14 protein-coding genes are annotated in these 20,499 nt (G+C 61.2%); 11 read left to right on the forward strand and 3 right to left on the reverse strand.

Annotated elements, in window-relative coordinates; genetic code table 11:
• The first annotated feature begins 13 nt into the window (after positions 1-13).
• The 7 genes from LPU83_RS44540 to LPU83_RS44570 all read left to right on the forward strand — a co-directional run bounded on the left by LPU83_RS44540 (position 14) and on the right by LPU83_RS44570 (position 6,752).
• Entirely contained in the window at positions 14-685 is a 672-nt protein-coding gene (locus LPU83_RS44540) for a response regulator transcription factor (protein ID WP_018860060.1), read from the forward strand.
• A complete protein-coding gene (locus tag LPU83_RS44545) occupies positions 675-2,078 on the forward strand; it encodes a sensor histidine kinase (RefSeq protein WP_037069184.1) in 1,404 nt (467 codons plus the stop codon). The genes LPU83_RS44540 and LPU83_RS44545 overlap by 11 nt, the downstream gene beginning before the upstream one ends.
• Positions 2,079-2,194: 116 nt before the next feature.
• A complete protein-coding gene (locus LPU83_RS44550) occupies positions 2,195-2,620 on the forward strand; it encodes a membrane protein (RefSeq protein ID WP_024313762.1) in 426 nt (141 codons plus the stop codon).
• A 130-nt stretch (positions 2,621-2,750) separates the two neighbouring features.
• Entirely contained in the window at positions 2,751-3,866 is a 1,116-nt protein-coding gene (gene ccmI / locus LPU83_RS44555; protein WP_024313761.1) for a c-type cytochrome biogenesis protein CcmI, read from the forward strand.
• The gene (gene ccmE / locus LPU83_RS44560; protein WP_024313760.1) at positions 3,863-4,315 is read left to right on the forward strand and encodes a cytochrome c maturation protein CcmE; all 453 of its coding nucleotides are present in this window, start codon (positions 3,863-3,865) and stop codon (positions 4,313-4,315) included. Before ccmI ends, ccmE begins: the two co-directional genes overlap by 4 nt.
• Positions 4,312-6,300: a heme lyase CcmF/NrfE family subunit gene (locus LPU83_RS44565; RefSeq protein ID WP_024313759.1), complete on the forward strand. Its 1,989-nt coding sequence runs from the start codon at positions 4,312-4,314 to the stop codon at positions 6,298-6,300. Before ccmE ends, LPU83_RS44565 begins: the two co-directional genes overlap by 4 nt.
• The gene (locus LPU83_RS44570; protein WP_024313758.1) at positions 6,297-6,752 is read left to right on the forward strand and encodes a cytochrome c-type biogenesis protein; all 456 of its coding nucleotides are present in this window, start codon (positions 6,297-6,299) and stop codon (positions 6,750-6,752) included. The genes LPU83_RS44565 and LPU83_RS44570 overlap by 4 nt, the downstream gene beginning before the upstream one ends.
• 2 nt (positions 6,753-6,754) lie before the next feature.
• Here LPU83_RS44570 and LPU83_RS44575 read toward each other — a convergent pair whose 3' ends face one another.
• On the reverse strand, positions 6,755-7,933 hold the full coding sequence (locus tag LPU83_RS44575) for an MFS transporter (protein WP_024313757.1): 1,179 nt from the start codon (positions 7,931-7,933) through the stop codon (positions 6,755-6,757).
• Between the two features lie 220 nt (positions 7,934-8,153).
• Between LPU83_RS44575 and LPU83_RS44580 the strand changes: the two genes are divergently transcribed.
• The 4 genes from LPU83_RS44580 to LPU83_RS44595 all read left to right on the forward strand — a co-directional run bounded on the left by LPU83_RS44580 (position 8,154) and on the right by LPU83_RS44595 (position 15,041).
• Complete coding sequence (locus tag LPU83_RS44580) at positions 8,154-9,722, forward strand: Do family serine endopeptidase (RefSeq protein WP_024313756.1); 1,569 nt, start codon at positions 8,154-8,156, stop codon at positions 9,720-9,722.
• A 79-nt stretch (positions 9,723-9,801) separates the two neighbouring features.
• Entirely contained in the window at positions 9,802-10,548 is a 747-nt protein-coding gene (locus LPU83_RS44585) for a response regulator transcription factor (protein WP_024313755.1), read from the forward strand.
• Positions 10,545-11,948 (forward strand): sensor histidine kinase, encoded by a 1,404-nt coding sequence (locus LPU83_RS44590; RefSeq protein WP_024313754.1) that lies wholly within the window; start codon positions 10,545-10,547, stop codon positions 11,946-11,948. The genes LPU83_RS44585 and LPU83_RS44590 overlap by 4 nt, the downstream gene beginning before the upstream one ends.
• Positions 11,949-12,083: 135 nt before the next feature.
• Positions 12,084-15,041, forward strand: a complete 2,958-nt coding sequence (locus LPU83_RS44595) for a bifunctional [glutamine synthetase] adenylyltransferase/[glutamine synthetase]-adenylyl-L-tyrosine phosphorylase (RefSeq protein ID WP_024313753.1) — start codon at positions 12,084-12,086, stop codon at positions 15,039-15,041.
• Here LPU83_RS44595 and LPU83_RS44600 read toward each other — a convergent pair.
• Positions 15,038-17,356: a PAS domain-containing sensor histidine kinase gene (locus LPU83_RS44600; RefSeq protein WP_024313752.1), complete on the reverse strand. Its 2,319-nt coding sequence runs from the start codon at positions 17,354-17,356 to the stop codon at positions 15,038-15,040. The genes LPU83_RS44595 and LPU83_RS44600 overlap by 4 nt on opposite strands.
• Positions 17,357-17,539: 183 nt before the next feature.
• Positions 17,540-20,188 (reverse strand): aminopeptidase N, encoded by a 2,649-nt coding sequence (gene pepN, locus LPU83_RS44605; RefSeq protein WP_024313751.1) that lies wholly within the window; start codon positions 20,186-20,188, stop codon positions 17,540-17,542.
• Positions 20,189-20,499 lie beyond the last annotated feature (311 nt).

Consider the following 20,499-nt stretch of genomic DNA (forward strand, 5'->3'; position numbering starts at 1 on the left):
GTAAAGCGGACCGATGCGCATTCTGGTAGTCGAAGATGACGTCAACCTGAACCGGCAGCTCAGCGATACCCTCAAGGAAGCAGGCTACGTCGTCGATCAGGCTTTTGACGGCGAGGAAGGGCATTTCCTTGGCGATACCGAGCCCTATGATGCCATCATCCTCGATATCGGCCTGCCCGAACTGGATGGCGTGACGGTTCTCGAGAAGTGGCGCGGCGCCGGTCGCGGCATGCCGGTGCTGATCCTCACGGCTCGCGACCGCTGGAGCGACAAGGTCGCCGGTATCGATGCCGGCGCCGACGACTATGTCACCAAGCCTTTCCACGTCGAGGAAGTCCTGGCGCGTATCCGCGCGCTGATCCGCCGGGCGGCGGGGCACTCTTCGTCCGAGATCATCTGCGGCCCGGTGCGGCTCGATACCAAGAGCTCGAAGGCCACGGTCAACGGCGTGGCGCTGAAGCTGACCTCGCATGAATACCGGCTGCTTTCCTATCTCATGCATCACATGGGCGAAGTGGTTTCGCGCACCGAACTGGTCGAGCATATGTACGATCAGGATTTCGACCGCGATTCCAACACGATCGAGGTTTTCGTCGGGCGCCTTCGCAAAAAGATGGGTGTCGATCTGATCGAAACGGTGCGCGGGCTTGGCTACCGCATCCAAGCGCCCAACAATGCGAATTAAGTCGCTTACTGCACGCGTCCTGCTGCTGACCACGATCTGGTCAACCGTCGCGCTTGTTGTCATCGGCCTTTTGATCTCGACGCTGTACCGGAAGAGCGCTGAGCGCGGCTTTCAGGACCTGTTGCGCGCCCAGCTCTACAACGTCATCAACTCCGTGACGATTGGCGATCAAGGAGCGCTCAGCGGCAGCCCGCAGCTTGGCGATCTGCGCTTTGCTCAGCCGAAAACGGGCTGGTACTGGGTTGTCGAGCCGCTCGGCACCTACACGGCCCCGCCGCTGGTCTCGCCGTCGCTCGGCTCCGTCTCGATCCCTGTTCCCTCCGTTCTCGAAGCGCCCTTCGACAAGAACTACGAGCGCTACTACCAGGTGACCGATGCCTCGGGGAACCGTATCCAAGTTGCCGAGACCGAGGTCGTGCTGGATACCGATGGTCGCGCCGCGCGCTTCCGCGTGACCGGCAACGTCGACGTGGTCGAAGACGACGTTCGCAATTTTTCCCATAGCCTTTACCTGGCGCTGGCTGGCTTCGGCGTCGGCAGCCTCATCGTCAACGCACTGGCGATTCTCTACGGCCTCAAGCCGCTCGACAAGGCGCGCGCCGCGTTGGAGCGCATCCGCGCCGGCGAGAGCGAACAGTTGAAGGGCGAGTTTCCGCGCGAGATCCTGCGGCTTGCAAACGAGGTCAACGCGCTGATCGACAGCAATCGCCGCATCGTGGAGCGGGCGCGCATGCAGGTCGGCAATCTCGCCCACTCTCTGAAGACGCCGATCGCCGTGCTGCTCAACGAGGCGCGCGTTCTGGAGCGCTCTCACGGCGACCTCGTGCGGAGCCAGGCGGAGGCGATGCAGGGTCAGGTGCAGTCGTATCTGAACCGCGCCCGAATTGCCGCACAACGCGAATCCGTGCTCGCCCGCACCGACGCCGAACCGGCGATGGAACGGCTGGTGCGCGTCATGCGACGCTTGAACGTCGACAAGGAGTTCGAACTCACGGTGGCGCCGCCCCATCTCGCGGTTGCCATGGAGCAGCAGGACCTCGAGGAGGTCGTCGGCAACCTTCTGGAGAATGCCGCCCGTTTTGCGTCGACCAAGGTGCGCCTGTCCGTCGCGGAGGCACCCGGGGAGCTCAAGGGCGCGGAGGGCAGCGGGCGCCGCCACTGGGTCGAGCTTGTCGTCGAGGACGACGGACCGGGACTTGAGCCGGATCAGATCCGCGAAGCGCTGAAGCGCGGCAAGCGGCTGGATGAAAGCAAACCAGGCACCGGGCTTGGGCTGTCCATCGTGACGGAGATTTCCAACGAGTATCAGGGGCGACTCGAATTGTCCCGCGGCGAGTGGCAGGGACTGAAGGCCCGCCTTATTTTGCCGGGCATCACAAAGGATGTTGCGTGAGCAATTGCTTGATGTCACATAGACTTGGGCGATTGCATAGCATGCTTTGCCTTATTGCCGACACGGCTTGGTGCGCGTGTGGCTCGTTGATTGACACCTGATTCTGGTTCGGCTGAATGATGCTACGCTCGCAAGGCATGATCGTTTCCTCGCTTCTCGTCGCCATGACGCTTTCTGGATGTCAATCGACGAAGAGCGGTGGCTCCGGCGGTCTTTTCTCGCGGAAGCCTCCGGCTTCGGCCACCTATATTGCGGCGTTGCAGGGCGGCATCATCGGTCGCAGCGACGTGGAACTCAGCGACAGCGACCGCCAGCGCGCCCTCGAAGCCGAGTATCGTGCCTTGGAAGGGGCCGGCGTCGGACAGCCTGTCGTCTGGAGCGGACGCAATGTCAGCGGCAAGGTCGTCGCGGCTGCGCCCTATCAGGTCGGCTCGCAGAATTGCCGTCAGTATACCCACAGCGTGACGATCGACGGCAAGGAGACGGTGGCGCGCGGCTCCGCCTGCCGAAACGACAATGGTAGCTGGTCGCCGCTCGGTTAGTCGGTTTTGCAGCATCGAACAGACGCGATAGGATGAGCCGCAAGCTGCGTATTGCGGCCAAACGCCTCAAATAATCGTCATTGCGGCTTTGCTTGTTGGAATAGACGTTCGCTTCGAGTATTTGGCGCCTATGCTTTTCTGGATTCTTGTGGCCGTTTTGACGGCGGTTGTTGCTGTCATTCTGCTTTATCCGCTTTTGCGTGGAGCGAGAGCGGTCGACGATACGCGCGCCGGCGAGGCTGCCGTCTATCGCGATCAGTTGCGAGAGCTCGATCGCGACCTTGCCGGCGGACTGATTTCAGCCGAGGAAGCGGACTATGCGCGGGCCGAAATCGGCCGACGCCTGATTACCGTCTCGGTCGCGCCGGTCACCGATCGCAAGGTCACCAAGCATTACCGTCTCTCCGAAGCCTTCGTGCTGCTGATGCTGCCGGTCGTGGGGCTCTGTCTTTACATTCTGGTGGGGCGACCGGATTTGCCGTCGCAACCCTTGGAAGCCCGACTTGAGAACCCCGGCAACGATATGGCGATCCTGGTCGCCAAGGCCGAGCGCCATCTGGCGCAGAGCCCCGATGACGGCAGGGGCTGGGAGGTGCTGGCGCCGATCTACTTCAACACCATGCGCCTTGCCGAAGCCGAGACCGCCTATCGCAATGCGATCCGTCTGCTCGGGCCAAGTGCTGCGCTGCTGGACGGACTTGCCGAGACGCTGATGGCGACCTCGAACGGTGTCGTCACCGAAGATGCACGCAAGGTGCTGGAACAGTCGCTTCAACTACAGCCCGACAATCCGAAGGCGAGCTTCTACCTTGCGCTCGGCATGGAACAGGCCGGCCAGGCTGCAGAGGCTAAGGCCGCCTTTGAAGCCCTCGCCAAGCAATCGCCCGCCGACGCGCCCTGGATGCCGCTGGTCGCCGAGCATATTGCGAAGAACGGTGGTGGGCAGGCGCCGGGCAATCCGATGCAGGCAGACGTTGCTTCCGCCGAGAGCATGAACGCTGGCGATCGGCAGCAAATGATTGAGGGGATGGTGGAAAGCCTCGATGCCAAGCTCACCGAAGACCCGAACAATCTAGAAGGCTGGTTGCGGCTCGTCCGCTCTTATGTCGTATTGAAGGACAAGGATCGTGCGGTTGGAGCTCTGAAGCGCGGACTGGCAGCGTTTCCGACAAGCAGCGAGCAAGGCAAGCAGCTGCTCGCGTTGGCACGAGAGCTCGACATCGCGACAGAAGGAACGACGGAATGACGCGCAAGCAGAAACGCTTGGCAATCATCGGTGGCGGCATGAGTTTCATCCTTGCCGCCGTGCTGCTCGTCATGTTCGCCTTCAGCCAGTCGGTCGCCTATTTCTACATGCCGGCGGATATCGCGAAAAATCCGGTGCCGCCCGGAACCCGGATCCGGCTCGGCGGTCTTGTCGGCGACGGCAGCATCGTGCGCGGCGCGGGATCGACGGTGCAGTTTGCCGTGACCGACGCGACTGGCGACCTTGTCAGGGTACGATATACCGGCATTCTCCCCGACCTCTTTCGCGAGGGCCAGGGGGTCGTGACCGAGGGCCGTTTCGAAACAGGCAGCGATGTCTTCACCGCCGATACGGTGCTCGCCAAGCACGATGAGAAGTACATGCCGAAGGACGTCGCCGACAAGTTGAAGGCGCAAGGGCTCTGGAAGGAAGGGGAGGCGGTGCAATGATCATCGAGATCGGCCACTACGCTCTTATCCTGGCGCTTGCGACGGCGCTCATTATCTCCGTTGTTCCGGTGATCGGTGCAAGGCGCCTCGACCGGGCGATGATGGACGTCGCGTCCGTAGGCTCCCTGGCGATGTTCGCGCTTGTGGCTTTCTCGTTCGCCGTTCTGACTTACGCTCACGTCGTATCGGACTTTTCGGTGGCGAACGTCTGGGAGAATTCCCATTCGCTGGTCCCGCTGCTTTTTAAGTTTTCCGGCGTCTGGGGCAATCACGAAGGCTCCATGATGCTCTGGCTGCTGATCCTGGCGCTCTTCAGCGCCTTGGTTGCAGCCTTCGGGCGCAATTTGCCGGACTCGCTGCGGGCAAACGTGCTTGCCGTTCAGGCCTGGATATCGGTCGCGTTCATCCTGTTCATCCTTCTTACCTCCAACCCGTTCATGCGTTTGGATCCGGCTCCGGCCGAGGGGAAGGACCTCAACCCGGTCCTGCAGGACGTCGGCTTGGCGATCCACCCGCCGTTGCTCTATCTCGGCTACGTCGGCTTCTCCGTGTGCTTCTCCTTCGCCGTGGCAGCGCTGATTGAAGGGCGCATCGACGCCGCGTGGGCGCGCTGGGTGCGCCCCTGGACGCTGGCTGCCTGGACGTTTCTGACGCTCGGCATCGCCATGGGTTCTTATTGGGCCTACTACGAGCTTGGATGGGGCGGCTGGTGGTTTTGGGACCCGGTCGAGAATGCGTCATTCATGCCGTGGCTTGCCGGAACGGCGCTGCTGCATTCGGCACTCGTGATGGAAAAGCGCGAGGCGCTGAAGATTTGGACGGTTCTGCTTGCCATCCTGACGTTCTCGTTGTCGCTGATGGGCACTTTTCTTGTCCGATCCGGCGTCCTGACTTCGGTACATGCTTTTGCCAGCGATCCGTCGCGCGGCGTGTTCATCCTGTGCATTTTGCTGATTTTCATTGGCGGAGCGCTGTCGCTCTTCGCATTCCGCGCGCCGCTCCTGTCGGCAGGCGGCTTGTTCGCTCCCATCTCGCGCGAAGGTGCGCTCGTTCTCAACAATCTGATCCTCACCGTGGCTTGCGGCACCGTGCTGACCGGTACGCTCTATCCGCTGCTGCTGGAGACGCTGACCGGCGACAAGATCTCGGTCGGACCGCCCTTCTTCAACATGACCTTCGGCTTGTTGATGGCGCCGCTGCTGGTGATCGTCCCCTTCGGTCCGCTGCTGGCATGGAAGCGCGGTGACTTGCTGGCTGTTCTCCAGCGGCTCTATCTGGTTGCGATCCTGGCCTTTGTTGCGGCGGTCATTGTTTTCTATATCGAGCATGGCGGTCCGGTGCTTGCCGTGCTCGGGCTGGCTGCCGCTTTGTTCCTGATTTTCGGCGCGATTGCCGATCTTTGGTATCGCGCGGGCGCGGGCAAGGTCGCGGCTTCTATCGCCTGGAGGCGCCTTGCCGGCCTGCCGCGCTCGGCCTTCGGCACGGCGCTCGCTCATGCCGGGCTGGGCGTCGTCGTCCTCGGCATCGTCGCGGTCACCACCTTCGAAACCGAGCATGTGGTCGAGATGAAACCCGGCCAGACCGTGGAGGCCGGAGGCTACTCCGTGCGTTTCGACGGCATGAAACCGGCCAATGGCCCGAACTACAGCGAGGAGCGGGGCCACTTCAGCATCGGCCGCGGTGGCGTGGAGGTGGCCGATGTCTGGTCATCCAAGCGGATCTACGCGGCGCGCCAAATGCCGACGACCGAAGCCAGCATCCTGACTTTCGGCCTTAGCCAGCTCTACATGTCCCTCGGGGATCCTACGGACGATGGCGGTATCGTCGTGCGTATCTGGTGGAAGCCCTTCATCCTCTGCATCTGGGGCGGTACGGTGATCATGGCGACCGGTGGGTTCGTTTCGCTCAGCGACCGGCGTCTGCGTGTCGGCGCTCCGAGCCGGAGAGCAAAACCGGCGCCCCCGGCCATGGAGCCGGCCGAATGATCCGGCGCTTGCTCCTCGTCCTGGCGGTGATTCTTTCGTCAGCGCCGGCCTTTGCCGTCAACCCGGACGAAGTTCTTGCGGATCCGAAGCTCGAGGCACGAGCCCGGACGATCTCCGCGGAACTGCGTTGCATGGTCTGTCAGAATCAGTCGATCGACGATTCCAATGCCGAGCTCGCAAAGGACCTGCGCTTGCTGGTGCGCGAGCGGCTCACCGATGGCGATACCGACGAACAGGTCATGAACTACATCGTTTCTCGATATGGCGAGTTCGTGCTGTTGAAGCCGCGTTTCGAAACGAAAACGATCCTGCTGTGGGGCGCTCCGCTCCTGCTGGTTGTTGCAGGCGGCCTGTCACTGATCGTCTTCGCACGAAAGAGGGCAGGCAGGCCGACAGGCTCCAAGCTGACCGCCGAAGAACAGGCCCGATTGAATGAACTGCTCGACGAGTGATCTTACGACCGTCTACGGAGGCGGTCTCGCAACACAGACGCGACCAGCGCTGCGGTGAATGCCAACACGACGCAGCCCGCCGCGATTGGTCCTGCAGACGGCGAATACACGTCCATCACCGCGCCGACCGAGGACGAGCCCGCCGCGCTGCCGACGGCGTAGGCAAGGGCGAAGGCAGCACTTCCCGCGACAAGCCTATCTCCGGCATAGCGTTCGCCGAGAATCGTCAAGGCGCAGGTGTAAAGCGAAAAACTCGCTGCTCCCATGATGCCGAACATCACCAGAATTGCTGCCTGCGACTGAAGGAACGGGATCGCGATGAAGCTCAGCCCCGCAAGCAGGCCGGAGCAGATGGCCACTCCGAAGCGCGAGGTCGTGTCGAGAAGCCAGCCGACCAGCGGTTGGGCAAGTGCGGTCGGTAGCGCGAGCACTGTAACGCTGATGGCGGCGAACGCCTCGGAATAGCCGAGCCGGACGAAATAGACCGGCATGGTTGAGATGGCGGCAATATCGGCGAATGCAAATGCGACCACCATGCAGATCAGCATCGGTGCGCTTCTGACAAACTTGAAGAGCGCTCCTGATGCGGCCTGCTCGGGAAGCGTGCGTGCTCTCCGGGTGAGGATAATCGTCAGGAAGGCGACGCAGGCGACGTAGACGGCAAGCAGCGCGAAGGCAAAGCCTTGCTCCGTGCCGAAGATCGGAATCACCAGTGGACCCGCGGCAAAGCCGCCGCACATGCCTGCCCCATAGAGACCGGAGACGCGCCCGCGCAGGCGGTCAGGGCAGGCCGTGTTGAGCCAGGCCTCGCTCAGCATGAAGATGAGGCTGACGAAGAAGCCGAGAAAAAATCGAGCGATGCACCACACCCAGAAAGTGTCGAATGTCGCGAAGGTCGAGAGACTGACCGCACAGCCGACGAGGCCCGCGACGATCAGCCGGTCGCCCCGCACCTTTCGCGACAGCCACGTCACCGCGAACGTCGCCACGGCCAAGCCTGCCGCAAAGCAACCGGCGTTGAGGCCGATGAGACTCGGCGAAACATTTCGATGCTCAAGGACAAGCGAAATCAGCGGATAGGTCAGCCCCTGTGCAACCGCGAAGGCAGTGACGCCGAAGATGACGGCAGCGAGCGCAGCAGTATCGGGCGCAAAATCCTCTCCCGTGACCACATGGGCCATGGTTTCGTCCTCCTCCGGTTGTAAGCAGGAGGCTTATCGACTCCAAGCGCTTTAGTCGAGGGAGATTGCTGCACCGGATCGCAATGCGGTCGTATTGCACATTACGAATTTTTCATCGCTCGGACAGTTCGCAGTAAGGTGTGCCGTCCTATATCTTCCTTCATCAGCCGATCCGGTCATCCTGATCCTGTAGATGTTGAAGTCAAAGAAGGTGCCACTCATGTTCAAGAATATCAAAGCTCCGTCGCTCAATACCGCGCTGAAGGCCTCGACCGTCGCGGGTCTTGCCGCTGCGGTGCTTGCGACCGGTATTCCCCTCGAAATCACTCGCTCCTATGCCGAAGCTGTCAAGGTTCAGGCTCCGTCCGTTCCGAGCTTCGCGAACGTCGTCGATGCCGTTTCGCCGGCGGTCGTTTCGGTACGTGTCGAAAATCGCGTCAAACCGGTGTCCGATGATGATGCCAACGGCTTCGCCTTCGACTTCAATGGTCGCGGCTTCGACGATCTTCCGGATGCCTTGAAGCCTTTCTTCCGCCAGTTTGGTGAGCAAGGTCCACAGGGTCCGCAGGACCGCCGCGGTCCTCCGCACCATGGCCCGCAGGATGGCAAGGGCCGCCTGCGTCCCGTTGCCCAGGGCTCGGGCTTCTTCATTTCTGAGGATGGTTACATCGTCACCAACAACCACGTCGTTTCCGACGGCGCAGCCTTCGTTGCAGTGATGAACGACGGCACGGAGCTTGATGCCAAGTTGATCGGCAAGGATCCGCGTACGGACCTCGCCGTTCTCAAGGTTGATGGCAAAGGCCGCAAGTTCACCTACGTCAACTGGGCAGATGACAACAATGTTCGCGTCGGCGACTGGGTTGTTGCGGTCGGTAACCCCTTCGGTCTCGGCGGTACGGTAACAGCCGGTATCGTCTCGGCACGTGGCCGCGACATCGGCTCTGGTCCGTATGACGACTACCTGCAGGTTGACGCCGCAGTGAACCGCGGTAACTCGGGTGGCCCGACCTTCAATCTCAATGGTGAAGTCGTCGGCATCAACACCGCGATCTTCTCTCCGTCCGGTGGCAGTGTAGGTATTGCGTTTGCCATCCCGGCGTCTACGGCCAAGGATGTCGTTGCCGACCTCATGAAGGATGGACAAGTCTCCCGCGGCTACCTGGGCGTTCAGATCCAGCCCGTTACCAAGGACATCGCCGACTCACTCGGCCTTTCCGAGGCGAGCGGCGCGCTTGTTGTCTCCGCTCAGGCAGGTACGCCGGGTGAGAAGGCGGGCATGAAGGCTGGCGACGTGGTCACCGCCGTCAACGGCGAGACGGTCAAGGATGCCCGCGACCTCAGCCGCCGCATCGGCGCTATGACGCCCGGCAAGAAGGTCGAGCTTTCTGTCTGGCGCTCCGGCAAGGCTCAGTCTCTGACGGTCGAACTTGGCACGTTGCCTGCTGAACAGAAGGATGCTTCCGCTGACGACGGCGATCAGGCGCCGGAAACTCAGGCTCCTGCTTCCGAAAAGGCACTTGCTGACCTCGGCCTGACAGTTGGGCCTTCTGACGATGGCAAGGGGCTTCAGATCACTGGTATCGACCCGGACTCCGACGCTGCCGACAAGGGCATCAAGGAAGGCGAGAAGATCACCTCGGTCAACAACCAGGAAGTCTCCAATGCCGATGATGTCGTCAAGGTCCTGAACCAGGCGAAGAAAGATGGCCGCACGCGGGCACTCTTCCAGATCCAGTCGAAGGAGGGCAGCCGCTTCGTCGCCCTTCCGATCAACGGCCAGGGTTAATCCTCCCAACCCTGACAGAGTGGGGAGCCGCGCCCTCTGGGCGCGGCTTCCTTTCGCCCAATATCCGCAGGTGATCGCAATGACCTCTGTGCAACAGGAAGCAGTTTTGAGCCTTGCCGAAACGCAACCGGCGGGTAATGTCGGCCGCATGAAGATTCTCATCATCGAAGACGATCTCGAAGCAGCGGTTTATCTCACCAAGGCGTTTCGTGAGGCGGGCATCGTGGCCGATCACGCAAGCGATGGCGAAAGCGGCCTCTTCATGGGCTCGGAAAACACCTACGACGTGATCGTCATCGATCGCATGTTGCCGCGCCGCGACGGTCTGTCCGTCATCAGCGAATTGCGCCGCAAGGGAATCCACACGCCTGTTCTCATTCTCTCTGCCCTCGGTCAGGTGGACGACCGCGTTACCGGCCTCAGAGCGGGTGGCGACGACTATCTGCCGAAGCCCTATGCGTTCAGCGAACTTCTTGCACGTGTCGAGGTGCTCGGTCGTCGCAAGGGGGCACCGGACCAGGACGTTGTTTACCGCGTCGGCGACCTTGAACTCGATCGGCTCGCACACGAGGTCCGCCGCGGCGGCAAGGAGATACCGCTGCAGCCGCGCGAATTCCGTCTGCTTGAGTATCTGATGAAGAACGCCGGCCAGGTGGTGACCCGCACGATGCTTCTCGAGAACGTCTGGGATTACCACTTCGATCCGCAGACCAACGTCATCGACGTGCACGTTTCCCGGCTGCGGTCCAAGATCGAGAAGGACTTCAGCCAGCCGCTTCTCAAGACCATTCGCGGCGCGGGGTATATGATCAAGGACGAGGGATGAACCGTTTCTGGTTTCTCTTCAAGTCCACGGCAGTCCGCCTTTCGGCACTTTACATCCTGCTCTTTGCCATCTGCGCCGCGACGCTGGTCTTCTATGTGACGGCGATGTCCGAGCGGCTTCTGACAAACCAGATCCGCGAAGCCGTGCAGCAGGAAGTGGACCAGGTCCAGCGGGCCTACGACGCCGGCGGCATGAATCTTCTTCTGCGCACGATGGAGCGCCGCGCGCGCCAGCCAGGCGCCAATCTCTACATCATTGCCGGTCCCTCGGGCGATATCCTCGCCGGGAACGTCGCATCCGTGCAGCCCGGTGTGCTCGATGAAGAGGGGTGGACCTCCTTGCCCTTCATGTATCAGCGTTATGCCGACAGCGGCCTCAGCCGCCGGCATATGGCGGTTGCCAACATTTTCGTGCTGGACAACGGGCTGCGTCTGCTGATCGGCCGCGACCTCGGCGAGCCTGAGGCATTCCGCGGGCTGGTGCGGCAGGCTCTGATGATCGCACTCGCGATCATGGGCCTCGGAGCTATCATCATCTGGTTCGGCATCGGGAGGAACGCCCTGAAGCGGATCGACCGCATGTCCGATGCGAGCAAAAAGATCATGGCCGGGGATCTCTCGCAGCGGCTTCCGGTCGGGGGCTCAGGCGACGAGTTCGATCGTCTGTCGGTCTCGCTCAATACGATGCTCGGCCGGATAGAGAAGCTGAACGAAGGGTTGCGGCAGGTTTCCGACAACATTGCGCATGACCTGAAGACGCCGCTGACGCGGTTGCGCAACAAGGCTACCGACGCCCTGGATACCGCAGACGCCGAGGTGCGACGCACCGCGCTTGAGGGGATCATATCCGAGTCCGATCAGTTGATCCGCACGTTCAATGCGCTGCTGATGATTTCGCGCGTCGAGGCGGGTTCGGTCGCCGCCGAAATGTCTCCGGTCGATCTCACCGCCATCGTCGCAGACAGCGCGGAACTGTATGAGCCCGTCGCCGATGATGCAGGGCTTGCGCTCACCTCGTCGATCGAGCCTGACATCGAAGTTCAGGGCAACCGCGAGCTGATCGGCCAAGCGATTTTCAATCTCATCGACAACGCCATCAAGTATTCGTCGGATGCGGAAGGCCACGGCGATATCGCGCTGAAGTTGCTTCGCCGCGCCGATGGCATTTGCCTCTCCATTGCTGATCGCGGACTAGGTGTGCCGGCCGAGAAGCGCGAAGATGTACTGAAGCGCTTCGTGCGGCTGGATGAAAGCCGCTCCAAGCCCGGCACCGGTCTTGGCCTCTCCTTGGTGGAGGCGGTCATGGAATTGCATGGCGGGAAACTGGAGCTGTCCGACACTGATGCGCAGCATCAGGAGAAGCGAGGTCTCACCGTCAGCATGATCTTTCCGGTGAAATAGCGCTGACCATCATGGCGGCAGCGGGTCGAATTCGATGTTGGCCATTGCCGCCACAGACCCTACCTTAGAGCGTAATTGCCGGAAGTTGCTATGATTCTCCCGGCGGTTCGCGGTTCTGTTCGCCAGGGAGGGTGCATGCTGACGAGTTCGAGGCATAGCCTTGTTGAAGTAGCCGACGGGTTGCTGAAGCCGCTGAACAAGAGCGAGCTGAAGCTTGCACAGGCGGATCTCCAAAGGATCGGCAAGAGCGAGCCCGATGTGGCGGAGATGCTCAAGGCGGAAGGCGGATTTCGCGACTTCATCACGGCCGCGCTGACCTTGTCTCCCTATCTGCGTGACATCGCGAATATCGATACGGCAATTCTCGCGACTGCAATTTCGGAGCCGCTGGAACCCCGGATAGAGGCGCTGATCGCAGAAGCGCGCGCGTGTTGGAAGCCGACGGCAAGCGGCGATCTGCCGAGTGAAGCCGACGTGATGAGCCGCCTGCGTATCATCAAGCGCAAGGTCGCCTTCCTTGTCGCCATGGCAGACCTCGCCCGGATATTCGATGGTCGCGCGACCACGGCTTGGTTGAGCCAGCTTGCGGAAGCGTCTGTCGGTGCGGCGATAGATCACCTGCTGCTTGCCGCCCACGACGGGGGCAAGGTCACGCTAAAGGATGTCTCCGCTCCCAGCGAGGGCTCGGGGCTGATCGTCCTCGGCATGGGCAAGCTCGGCGCTTCCGAACTCAACTACTCGTCCGATATCGATCTCGTCGTATTCTTCGACGAAGAGGCGGGGATCATCCCGGATCCGGACGACGCGATCGAAATCTTCCCGCGGCTGATGCGACGGCTGGTGCGGATCATGCAGGAGCGTACGGCGGATGGATATGTCTTCCGGACCGACCTGCGGCTGCGGCCCGATCCAGGATCAACGCCGCTTGCCATTCCCGTCGACGCGGCGATGATCTACTATGAGGGCAGGGGGCAGAACTGGGAGCGTGCCGCCTTCATCAAGGCGCGCGCCGTCGCTGGCGATATCCTGGCCGGCGAGGAATTCCTGCGCGGGCTCGTTCCGTTCGTCTTTCGCAAGTATCTCGACTACGCCGCCATCGCCGATATCCATTCCATCAAGCGCCAGATCCATGCCCACAAGGGGCATGGCGCGATTGCGGTCAAGGGCCACAACGTCAAGCTCGGTCGCGGCGGCATCCGCGAGATCGAGTTCTTCGCGCAGACACAGCAGCTGATCGCTGGCGGCCGGATGCCGGCACTTCGTTGCCGCGGCACCGAGGAGACGTTGGCGGAGCTGACAAAGGCGAAATGGATTGACGAGGAAACGCGGGACGAGCTGACCGAGGCCTATTGGTTCCTTCGCGATGTCGAGCATCGAATTCAAATGGTGCACGACGAGCAAACACATCTTCTGCCCGAGACTGAAACCGATCTGAAGCGCATCGCCTTCATGATGGGGTTCGACGATACGCCGAGTTTTGCCGCGCGCTTGGTCGAGGTCTTCAAAACAGTCGAGCGACGCTATGCTCGCCTGTTCGAACAGGAGACGAAGCTTTCAACGGAAACCGGCAATCTGGTTTTTACCGGACAGGCCGATGACCCCGATACGCTGAACACGCTTCGCAAGCTAGGCTTCGAACGACCCTCCGATATCTCCCGTGTCATCCGCACGTGGCATTACGGTCGCTACAAGGCGACGCAGTCCGTGGAGGCGCGCGAGCGCCTGACCGAACTGACGCCGGAACTGCTGCGCGTGTTCGGCCAAAGCAACCGCGCCGATGAGGCGATCCTGCGGTTCGACAGCTTTCTCTCGGGCCTGCCCGCAGGCATTCAATTGTTTTCGCTCCTCGGCAGCAACCCGGCGCTCCTATCGCTGATCGTCAACATCATGTCCTCTGCACCGAAGCTGGCCGAGGTGATTGCCGCCAAGCCGCATGTTTTCGACGGCATGCTCGATCCCGGCCTGATGGCGGAATTGCCGACGCGCGCCTATCTCGCCGAACGCATTGGCGGCTTTCTCGCACCCGCACGGTACTATGAGGAGGTGCTGGATCGATTGCGCATCTTCGCTTACGAACAGCGCTTCCTCATCGGCATCCGGCTGTTGACCGGCGCGATCCGGGGCGCCATGGCTGGCCGCGCCTTCACGCATCTGGCCGATCTCGTCCTCGAAGCGGCACTCGATGCCGTCATGAAGGAGATCAGGGCGGCACATGGCGATTTTCCGGGCGGCCGCGTGGCTGTCGTCGGCATGGGCAAGCTCGGGAGCTTCGAACTCACTGCCGGCTCTGACATCGATATCATCTTGCTCTACGACTACGACGATGAAGCCGCCGAATCCTCCGGCCCCAAGCCTCTCGACGCGACGCGCTATTTCACCCGCGTCACGCAGCGGCTGATCTCGGCGCTCTCGGCGCCGACTGCGGAGGGCGTACTCTATGAGGTCGACATGCGCCTCAGGCCCTCGGGAAACAAGGGGCCGGTCGCTACCCGCATCAAGTCCTTCGAAAAATATCAGCGTGACGAGGCTTGGACTTGGGAGCACATGGCGCTGACGCGCGCCCGCCTCGTGTGCGGAGACAGAGAACTGATCGGTGAGGCCGAGCGGATCATCGCCGAAGTGCTCTTCGCGAAGACCGACTCAGAGAAGATCGCCAAGGACGTGTCCGAGATGCGGGCGTTGATCGAGCAGGAAAAGCCGCCGGCGGGCATCTGGGACCTGAAGCTTATTCCCGGCGGACTGATCGATATCGAATTCATCGCGCAGTATCTGCGGCTAGTGGCCTCCACAAAGGGCATCTCCGTTGAGGGGGACGACTTCAACACGGCGGGGCAGGTGAAGCTTATCGGTGTGGAGCTGATGGACCGCGATGACATGGAACTCTGCCTGGCAGCGCTGTCGCTCTATACGGATATTTCGCAGCTCATCCGCCTGTGCATCGACGGTCTGTTCGATCCCAAGGAAGCTCCGGCGGGTCTCACCGATCTCGTTTCCCGTGCCGGTGACTGCCCTGACATCAAGACGCTTGAGGGAGAGATCAAGCGGCTTTCGAAAGCCGTCAGGAAAATTTTCCAGACGGTAGTGAAATCTTAGTGGCCGTTGTTTGGAATGTGCAGTGAAATGACGGTGCCGATCGCCTCGCGCGACCGGATCTTCATTTTGCCCCCGTGAAGGGTCGTCAACGACCGAGAGATGGCAAGACCGAGGCCAGAGCCTCCCTTGCTCTTTGCGTACTGGTTTTGCACCTGCTCGAAAGGCTGGCCGATCTTGCCGAGCGCCGCGCGAGGGATGCCGATACCGGTGTCGGCAATCGTCAGCATGACGCCGCTGTTGGTGCGACGCGTGCGAACGGCGATACGGCCACCTTCGTTGGTAAACTTTACTGCGTTGGAGAGCAAGTTGAGCAGGATCTGCTTCATCGCGCGGCGATCGGCGGTCAGCCTCATGCCATCGCAAATGCGCTGCTCGACGAAGATATTCTTCTGTGCGGCCGGGATCGCGGTGAAGCGAAGGCTTTCTTCGATGAGCGGCGCGAGATCGATCGTTTCGCACTCAAGCTTCATGTGGCCTGCTTCGATCTTCGACATATCGAGAATATCGCTGATGACGTTCAGAAGGTGCTTGCCGCTATCGTGGATGTCGCGCGCGTATTCATTGTACTTCGACGAGCCGAGCGGGCCAAACATCTGATCCTGCAGGATTTCCGAAAAGCCGAGGATTGCGTTGAGCGGCGTGCGAAGCTCGTGGGACATGTTCGCCAGGAACTCGCTCTTCGCCCGGTTGGCGCCTTCCGCGCGCTCCTTCTCGACGAGATAGTTGGAGTTGGCGACAGAGAGTGCAGCCTTCTGGCTTTCCAGAGTCTGACGGGAAGCGGAGAGGTCACCGATCGTCGCCATGAGCCGGCGTTCGGAGTCACGCAGACGCTCCTGGTTGCGTTTCAGCAACGTGATATCGGTGCCGACAGAAACCATGCCGCCGTCGCGCGTACGGCGCTCATTGATCTGCAGCCAGCGCTCATCAGCAAGCTGTACTTCGGTCGTGCGGGAGTAGCCGGAGCCATCTGCGTCGGCGATGCGGCGTTCGATCACCGGGCGTGCTGCCGCGGCATTGACAAGTGTGCGCTCGGTCCCCGGGACCAGAACGCTATCGGGAAGTCCGTACGCCTGCTGGAAATGTGCGTTGCACATGACGAGACGGTCGTTCTTATCCCAGAGCACGAAAGCTTCCGATGTGCATTCGATGGCGTCTGCCAGCCGCTGATCGGCCTCGGCGTAACGCTGGGCGAGGCGATGCTGCTCGGTCACGTCCATTGCGATCCCGATCATGTGGACGCGGCCGGAATTGGTACGGATCACCTGGGCGCGAGCCCGCATCCAGACATAGTGGCCGCCGGCATGCCGCATACGGAATATCTGGTCGACCTGACCGGCATCGCCACGGGCGATCGACCGGGCGATTTCGTAGACACCGCCGTCATCGGGATGCATCAGGCGGGCCGCATCGCTGAAGCACATCGTCCGCTCGGAAGCGGGAAGGCCCAGCATCTCGTACATCGAGCGCGACCAGTAGAATTCGCGGCTGTCGAAATCGAAGTCCCAAAGTCCGCAGCGCCCGCGCGACAGCGCGGTTTCGACGCGGAGGTTCGACTCTAGAAAGATATCGTCGGCATCGCGGGCGCGCTTCACCTGCATGTAGTAGGCGTACAGGATGACGAGCAGGATCGAGGAGATGCCTGCGAAGAGTGTCACGTTCAGCGTGACTTCGTCCCGCCAGAGTTTGCCGATCCGCTCCAGCGATGTCGCGGCGATGACATAGCCGCCGGAGCCGCCGATCAGAGTAATCTCGGCGTAGTGGGGACGGCCGCTGATCGTCGTTTCGATGACGCCGGCGCGATCGCCGAAACGGCGGATCGCTGAGATCTCCGAGAAAAAGTCGCCGACGCTGGCGCCAAGATAGGTTGAGCCGGCTGCCGTTGCTGCGAACACCTTGCCGCTCGGCTGCACCAGCAGCACGAAGGCGTCATCGTCCAGGCGATCCTGCGGAATAAAACGCGCCAGCCGAGCCTGCGCCTGCATGACGTCTGCGGTTTCGAATATCTGGTTGGCATCGGCGAAGGCCGCAGCGGCAGTCGCGGCGGCAAGTGCGGTGGAATGGCGGGCGGCGGCCTCTGTCCGACCATACTCGGAGACCATTCCGAAAAAGTGCGATGCAGCCACAACCGTAAGGAAGGCTACGATCAGAATCGGAATAATTCGCTTCAGGACGATTTCGACCTGGGAGAGGTTGCGCGAGGACGACGAGGAAACGCGGGAGCGCCTGGCTGAAAAGCTATCGCGCCAGGCCAGGAGGTCGTCGAAATCGACACGCAGCCGTCCGTCGGCTGCGGTTGCCCGCCGCACGTTCATCATCTCTTCAGCCTTGATCCCTCGTGTGATTCGCAGCGCCGCTCGCCCGAACCTCACTCAATGAATCACTGGTGATTCGCCTTGTCCAGAGGAAAAGGTAAAAATATGTTAACCGATTCTAGATGCTGAATTTTCTTCGGCGATCGGAAAGCCGCTGTGGGTGGTGCAGCGGCTTGCGATGGCAAATCACCCTTTGAGAGTGCGTTCGACGATGTCGCGGACGTCGGTCGAAAGCTCGGCGGCCCGTTCGATTTCCAACAGGGACAAGCGGGCGTGGTCCTGCCGAACCGGCTCCAGGGAGCGCCAGGAGCGCATTGACGTCAGGATGCGGGCCGCCAACTGAGGGTTGCGCCGGTCGATGTCGAGGATCTCGCGGGCGAGGAAGCGGTAGCCTTCTCCATCGGCGCGGCCGAAGCCCGTCGGATTGGCGAAAGCAAAGGAGCCGACAAGCGAACGAACGCGATTGGGGTTGGTCCTCTTGAACAGAGGGTTCTCCATCAGCTTCAGCACCCGATCGAGCGTGCCGGCGCCGGGTATGGTTGCCTGCACCGAGAACCACTTGTCGACGACCAGTGCGTTTTCAGCGAAGCGATCCCGGAAGATCGACAACGCTTCGGCAGCTTCCGCACTGTCCGGAAAGCGGTGCACAAGGATCGTCAGCGCATGCAGCAGGTCGGTCATGTTGTTGGCAGCATCGAAGGCAGCCTTGGTGCGGGCCGGCGAATGCTCCGCGTAGGAGAGGTAGGTCAGTGCAGCGTTGCGCAAGGCGCGGCGACCCGCACTTGTTGCGTCCGGGCTGAAGGCGCCCGGCGTTGTCATCGAACCATAGAGTGCAACGAATGTGTCCCGTCCCGCGTCGGCGAGGTGCTTGATCACCGCCTGGCGTCCGGCATGGATTGCGTCTGGATCGTTGTTGCCACCGAGTTCGCGGGCGATGTCGGCTTCGCTTGGCAGGGCCAGCGCCTGGGCGCGGAAGGCGGGCTCGAGGCCCTCGTCAGCCGCGGCAATAACTAGGGTGTCGACGAATGTCGGCTCAGAAGCGACAGTCTTTCCTTCGCGGGCATCGCGCGCCGCCTTCAGAAGGTTCGGAAGTGCAAGGTCCGTCAGCGCCTGCCAGCGCGCGAAATGGTCTGTCTCGCAGCGGGCAAGCTGGGCGAGGTCGGCGGGCGACTGGTCGAAATGGAGATTGATCGGTGCCGAGAAGCTGCGATTGATCGAAACAACTGGCCGCGTTGGAACGCCGTGGAATACGGCCGTTTGCGTGCGCTCGGTCAGATGCAGCACGCTGCCCGTATACTCCGCACCTTCGACGGAGGCCGGAGCCACGGCGGCACCATCGTCTGCAAAGAGCTGCAGGCTCAGCGGGATGTGCATCGGCTTCTTGTCGGACTGGCCGGGCGTTGCGGGGATCATCTGCTCCAGCGAAAGGCTGAACGTCTTCGCTGCGGGATCGTATGAGCCGGAGGCCGTAACCAGCGGCGTGCCCGCCTGATGATACCAGAGTGAGAACTGTGTAAGGTCGCGTCCGCTGGCGTCCTCGAAGGATTTGACGAAGTCCTCGATCGTCACAGCCTGGCCATCATGACGATCGAAGTAGATGTCCATTCCCTTCTTGAAAGTCTCCTTGCCGAGCAGCGTTGCGATCATTCGCGTAACTTCGCTGCCCTTCTCATAGACAGTCGTTGTATAGAAGTTATTGATTTCGCGGTATTTTATCGGTCGAACGGGATGAGCGAGCGGACCTGCATCCTCCGGGAACTGCTCGGATTTCAGGTGACGAACCTCGGCGATGCGTTTGACCGGGCGAGAGCGCTGATCGGCCGAGAACTCGTGATCGCGATAGACGGTCAATCCTTCCTTCAGGCACAGCTGGAACCAATCGCGGCAGGTGATGCGGTTGCCAGTCCAGTTGTGGAAGTATTCGTGGGCAATGATTGCTTCGATGTTGGCGTAGTCGCTGTCGGTGGCCGTTTCCGGATCGGCAAGGACGTACTTGTCGTTGAAGACATTGAGCCCCTTGTTCTCCATGGCGCCCATGTTGAAATCGGAGACTGCGACGATCATGAAAATGTCGAGATCATATTCGCGTCCGAAGACGTCTTCGTCCCACTTCATCGAGCGTTTCAGCGCGTCCATCGCATAGGCGGCACGCGGCTCTTTGCCGTGCTCGACATAGATCTTCAGGGCGACCTCGCGACCGGACATCGTCGTGAACGTGTCTTCGATGATGCCGAGATCGCCGGCGACGAGCGCGAAGAGATAGCTCGGCTTGGGATGCGGATCGAACCAGGCGGCAAAGTGTTTGCCTTCGCCATAGCCGGCGCCGCCGAGGAAATTGCCGTTCGACAGCAGCAGCGGATTGGCGGCCTTGTCGGCAATGATATTGACCGTGTAAGGGGCCAGGACGTCGGGGCGGTCGGGGAAATAGGTGATGCGGCGGAAGCCCTCTGCCTCGCACTGCGTGCAGTAGATGCCGCCGGTGCGGTAGAGGCCCATCAGTTTCGTATTGGCTTCGGGGTTGATGATCGTTGTGATCGTCAGTTCGAACGGATCGGATGCCGGTAGATCGCGCACTGTCAGGCTTTCCGGCGTCACGGTGTATTGGCCCGCCGGCGTTTCCATCTGGTCGAACAGCAGGCCGGAAAGCGCAAGTTCATCGCCATCGAGCACCAGCGAGGCCTTGGGATCGACGCCTTCGCGGCGATGGAAGATCAGTCGTGCTTCGACCTTGGTTTCAGTCGGATCGAGTTCGAAGGTAAGGTCCACGCGTTCCAGAACGAATTCGGTGGGCTGGTAGTCTGCCAGATTGATGACCTGGCCGGTATCTGTACGCATGATGTTCCCTGAAGACCTTGAGCGGATGACTGCTTCGTCTGCGGAGTGGGCACTCCGCCACAAATTTTGAGGGCATGATTACATTAAAGTCTGAACTAAAGTTAAAGCGAAATCGCGGCAGCGGAAGATTTGGAGACACTGGAAGCGGCTATATGTGGGCGGATCTGGGAATGGGATTTGAGGCTGATGGCTGCTTTGATCCTCCTCGTCTTGAGTTCGCTGAACGACGATTCTGCGTCGTATTTACAGCGCTCAGATCTCGGGATTTGTACCAAACCCCTCGGTCGCCACGCCTATCGAGCGTGGCGTGG

The sequence above is a fragment of the Rhizobium favelukesii genome (assembly GCF_000577275.2).
GTDB classification, from domain to species: Bacteria; Pseudomonadota; Alphaproteobacteria; order Rhizobiales; family Rhizobiaceae; genus Rhizobium; species Rhizobium favelukesii.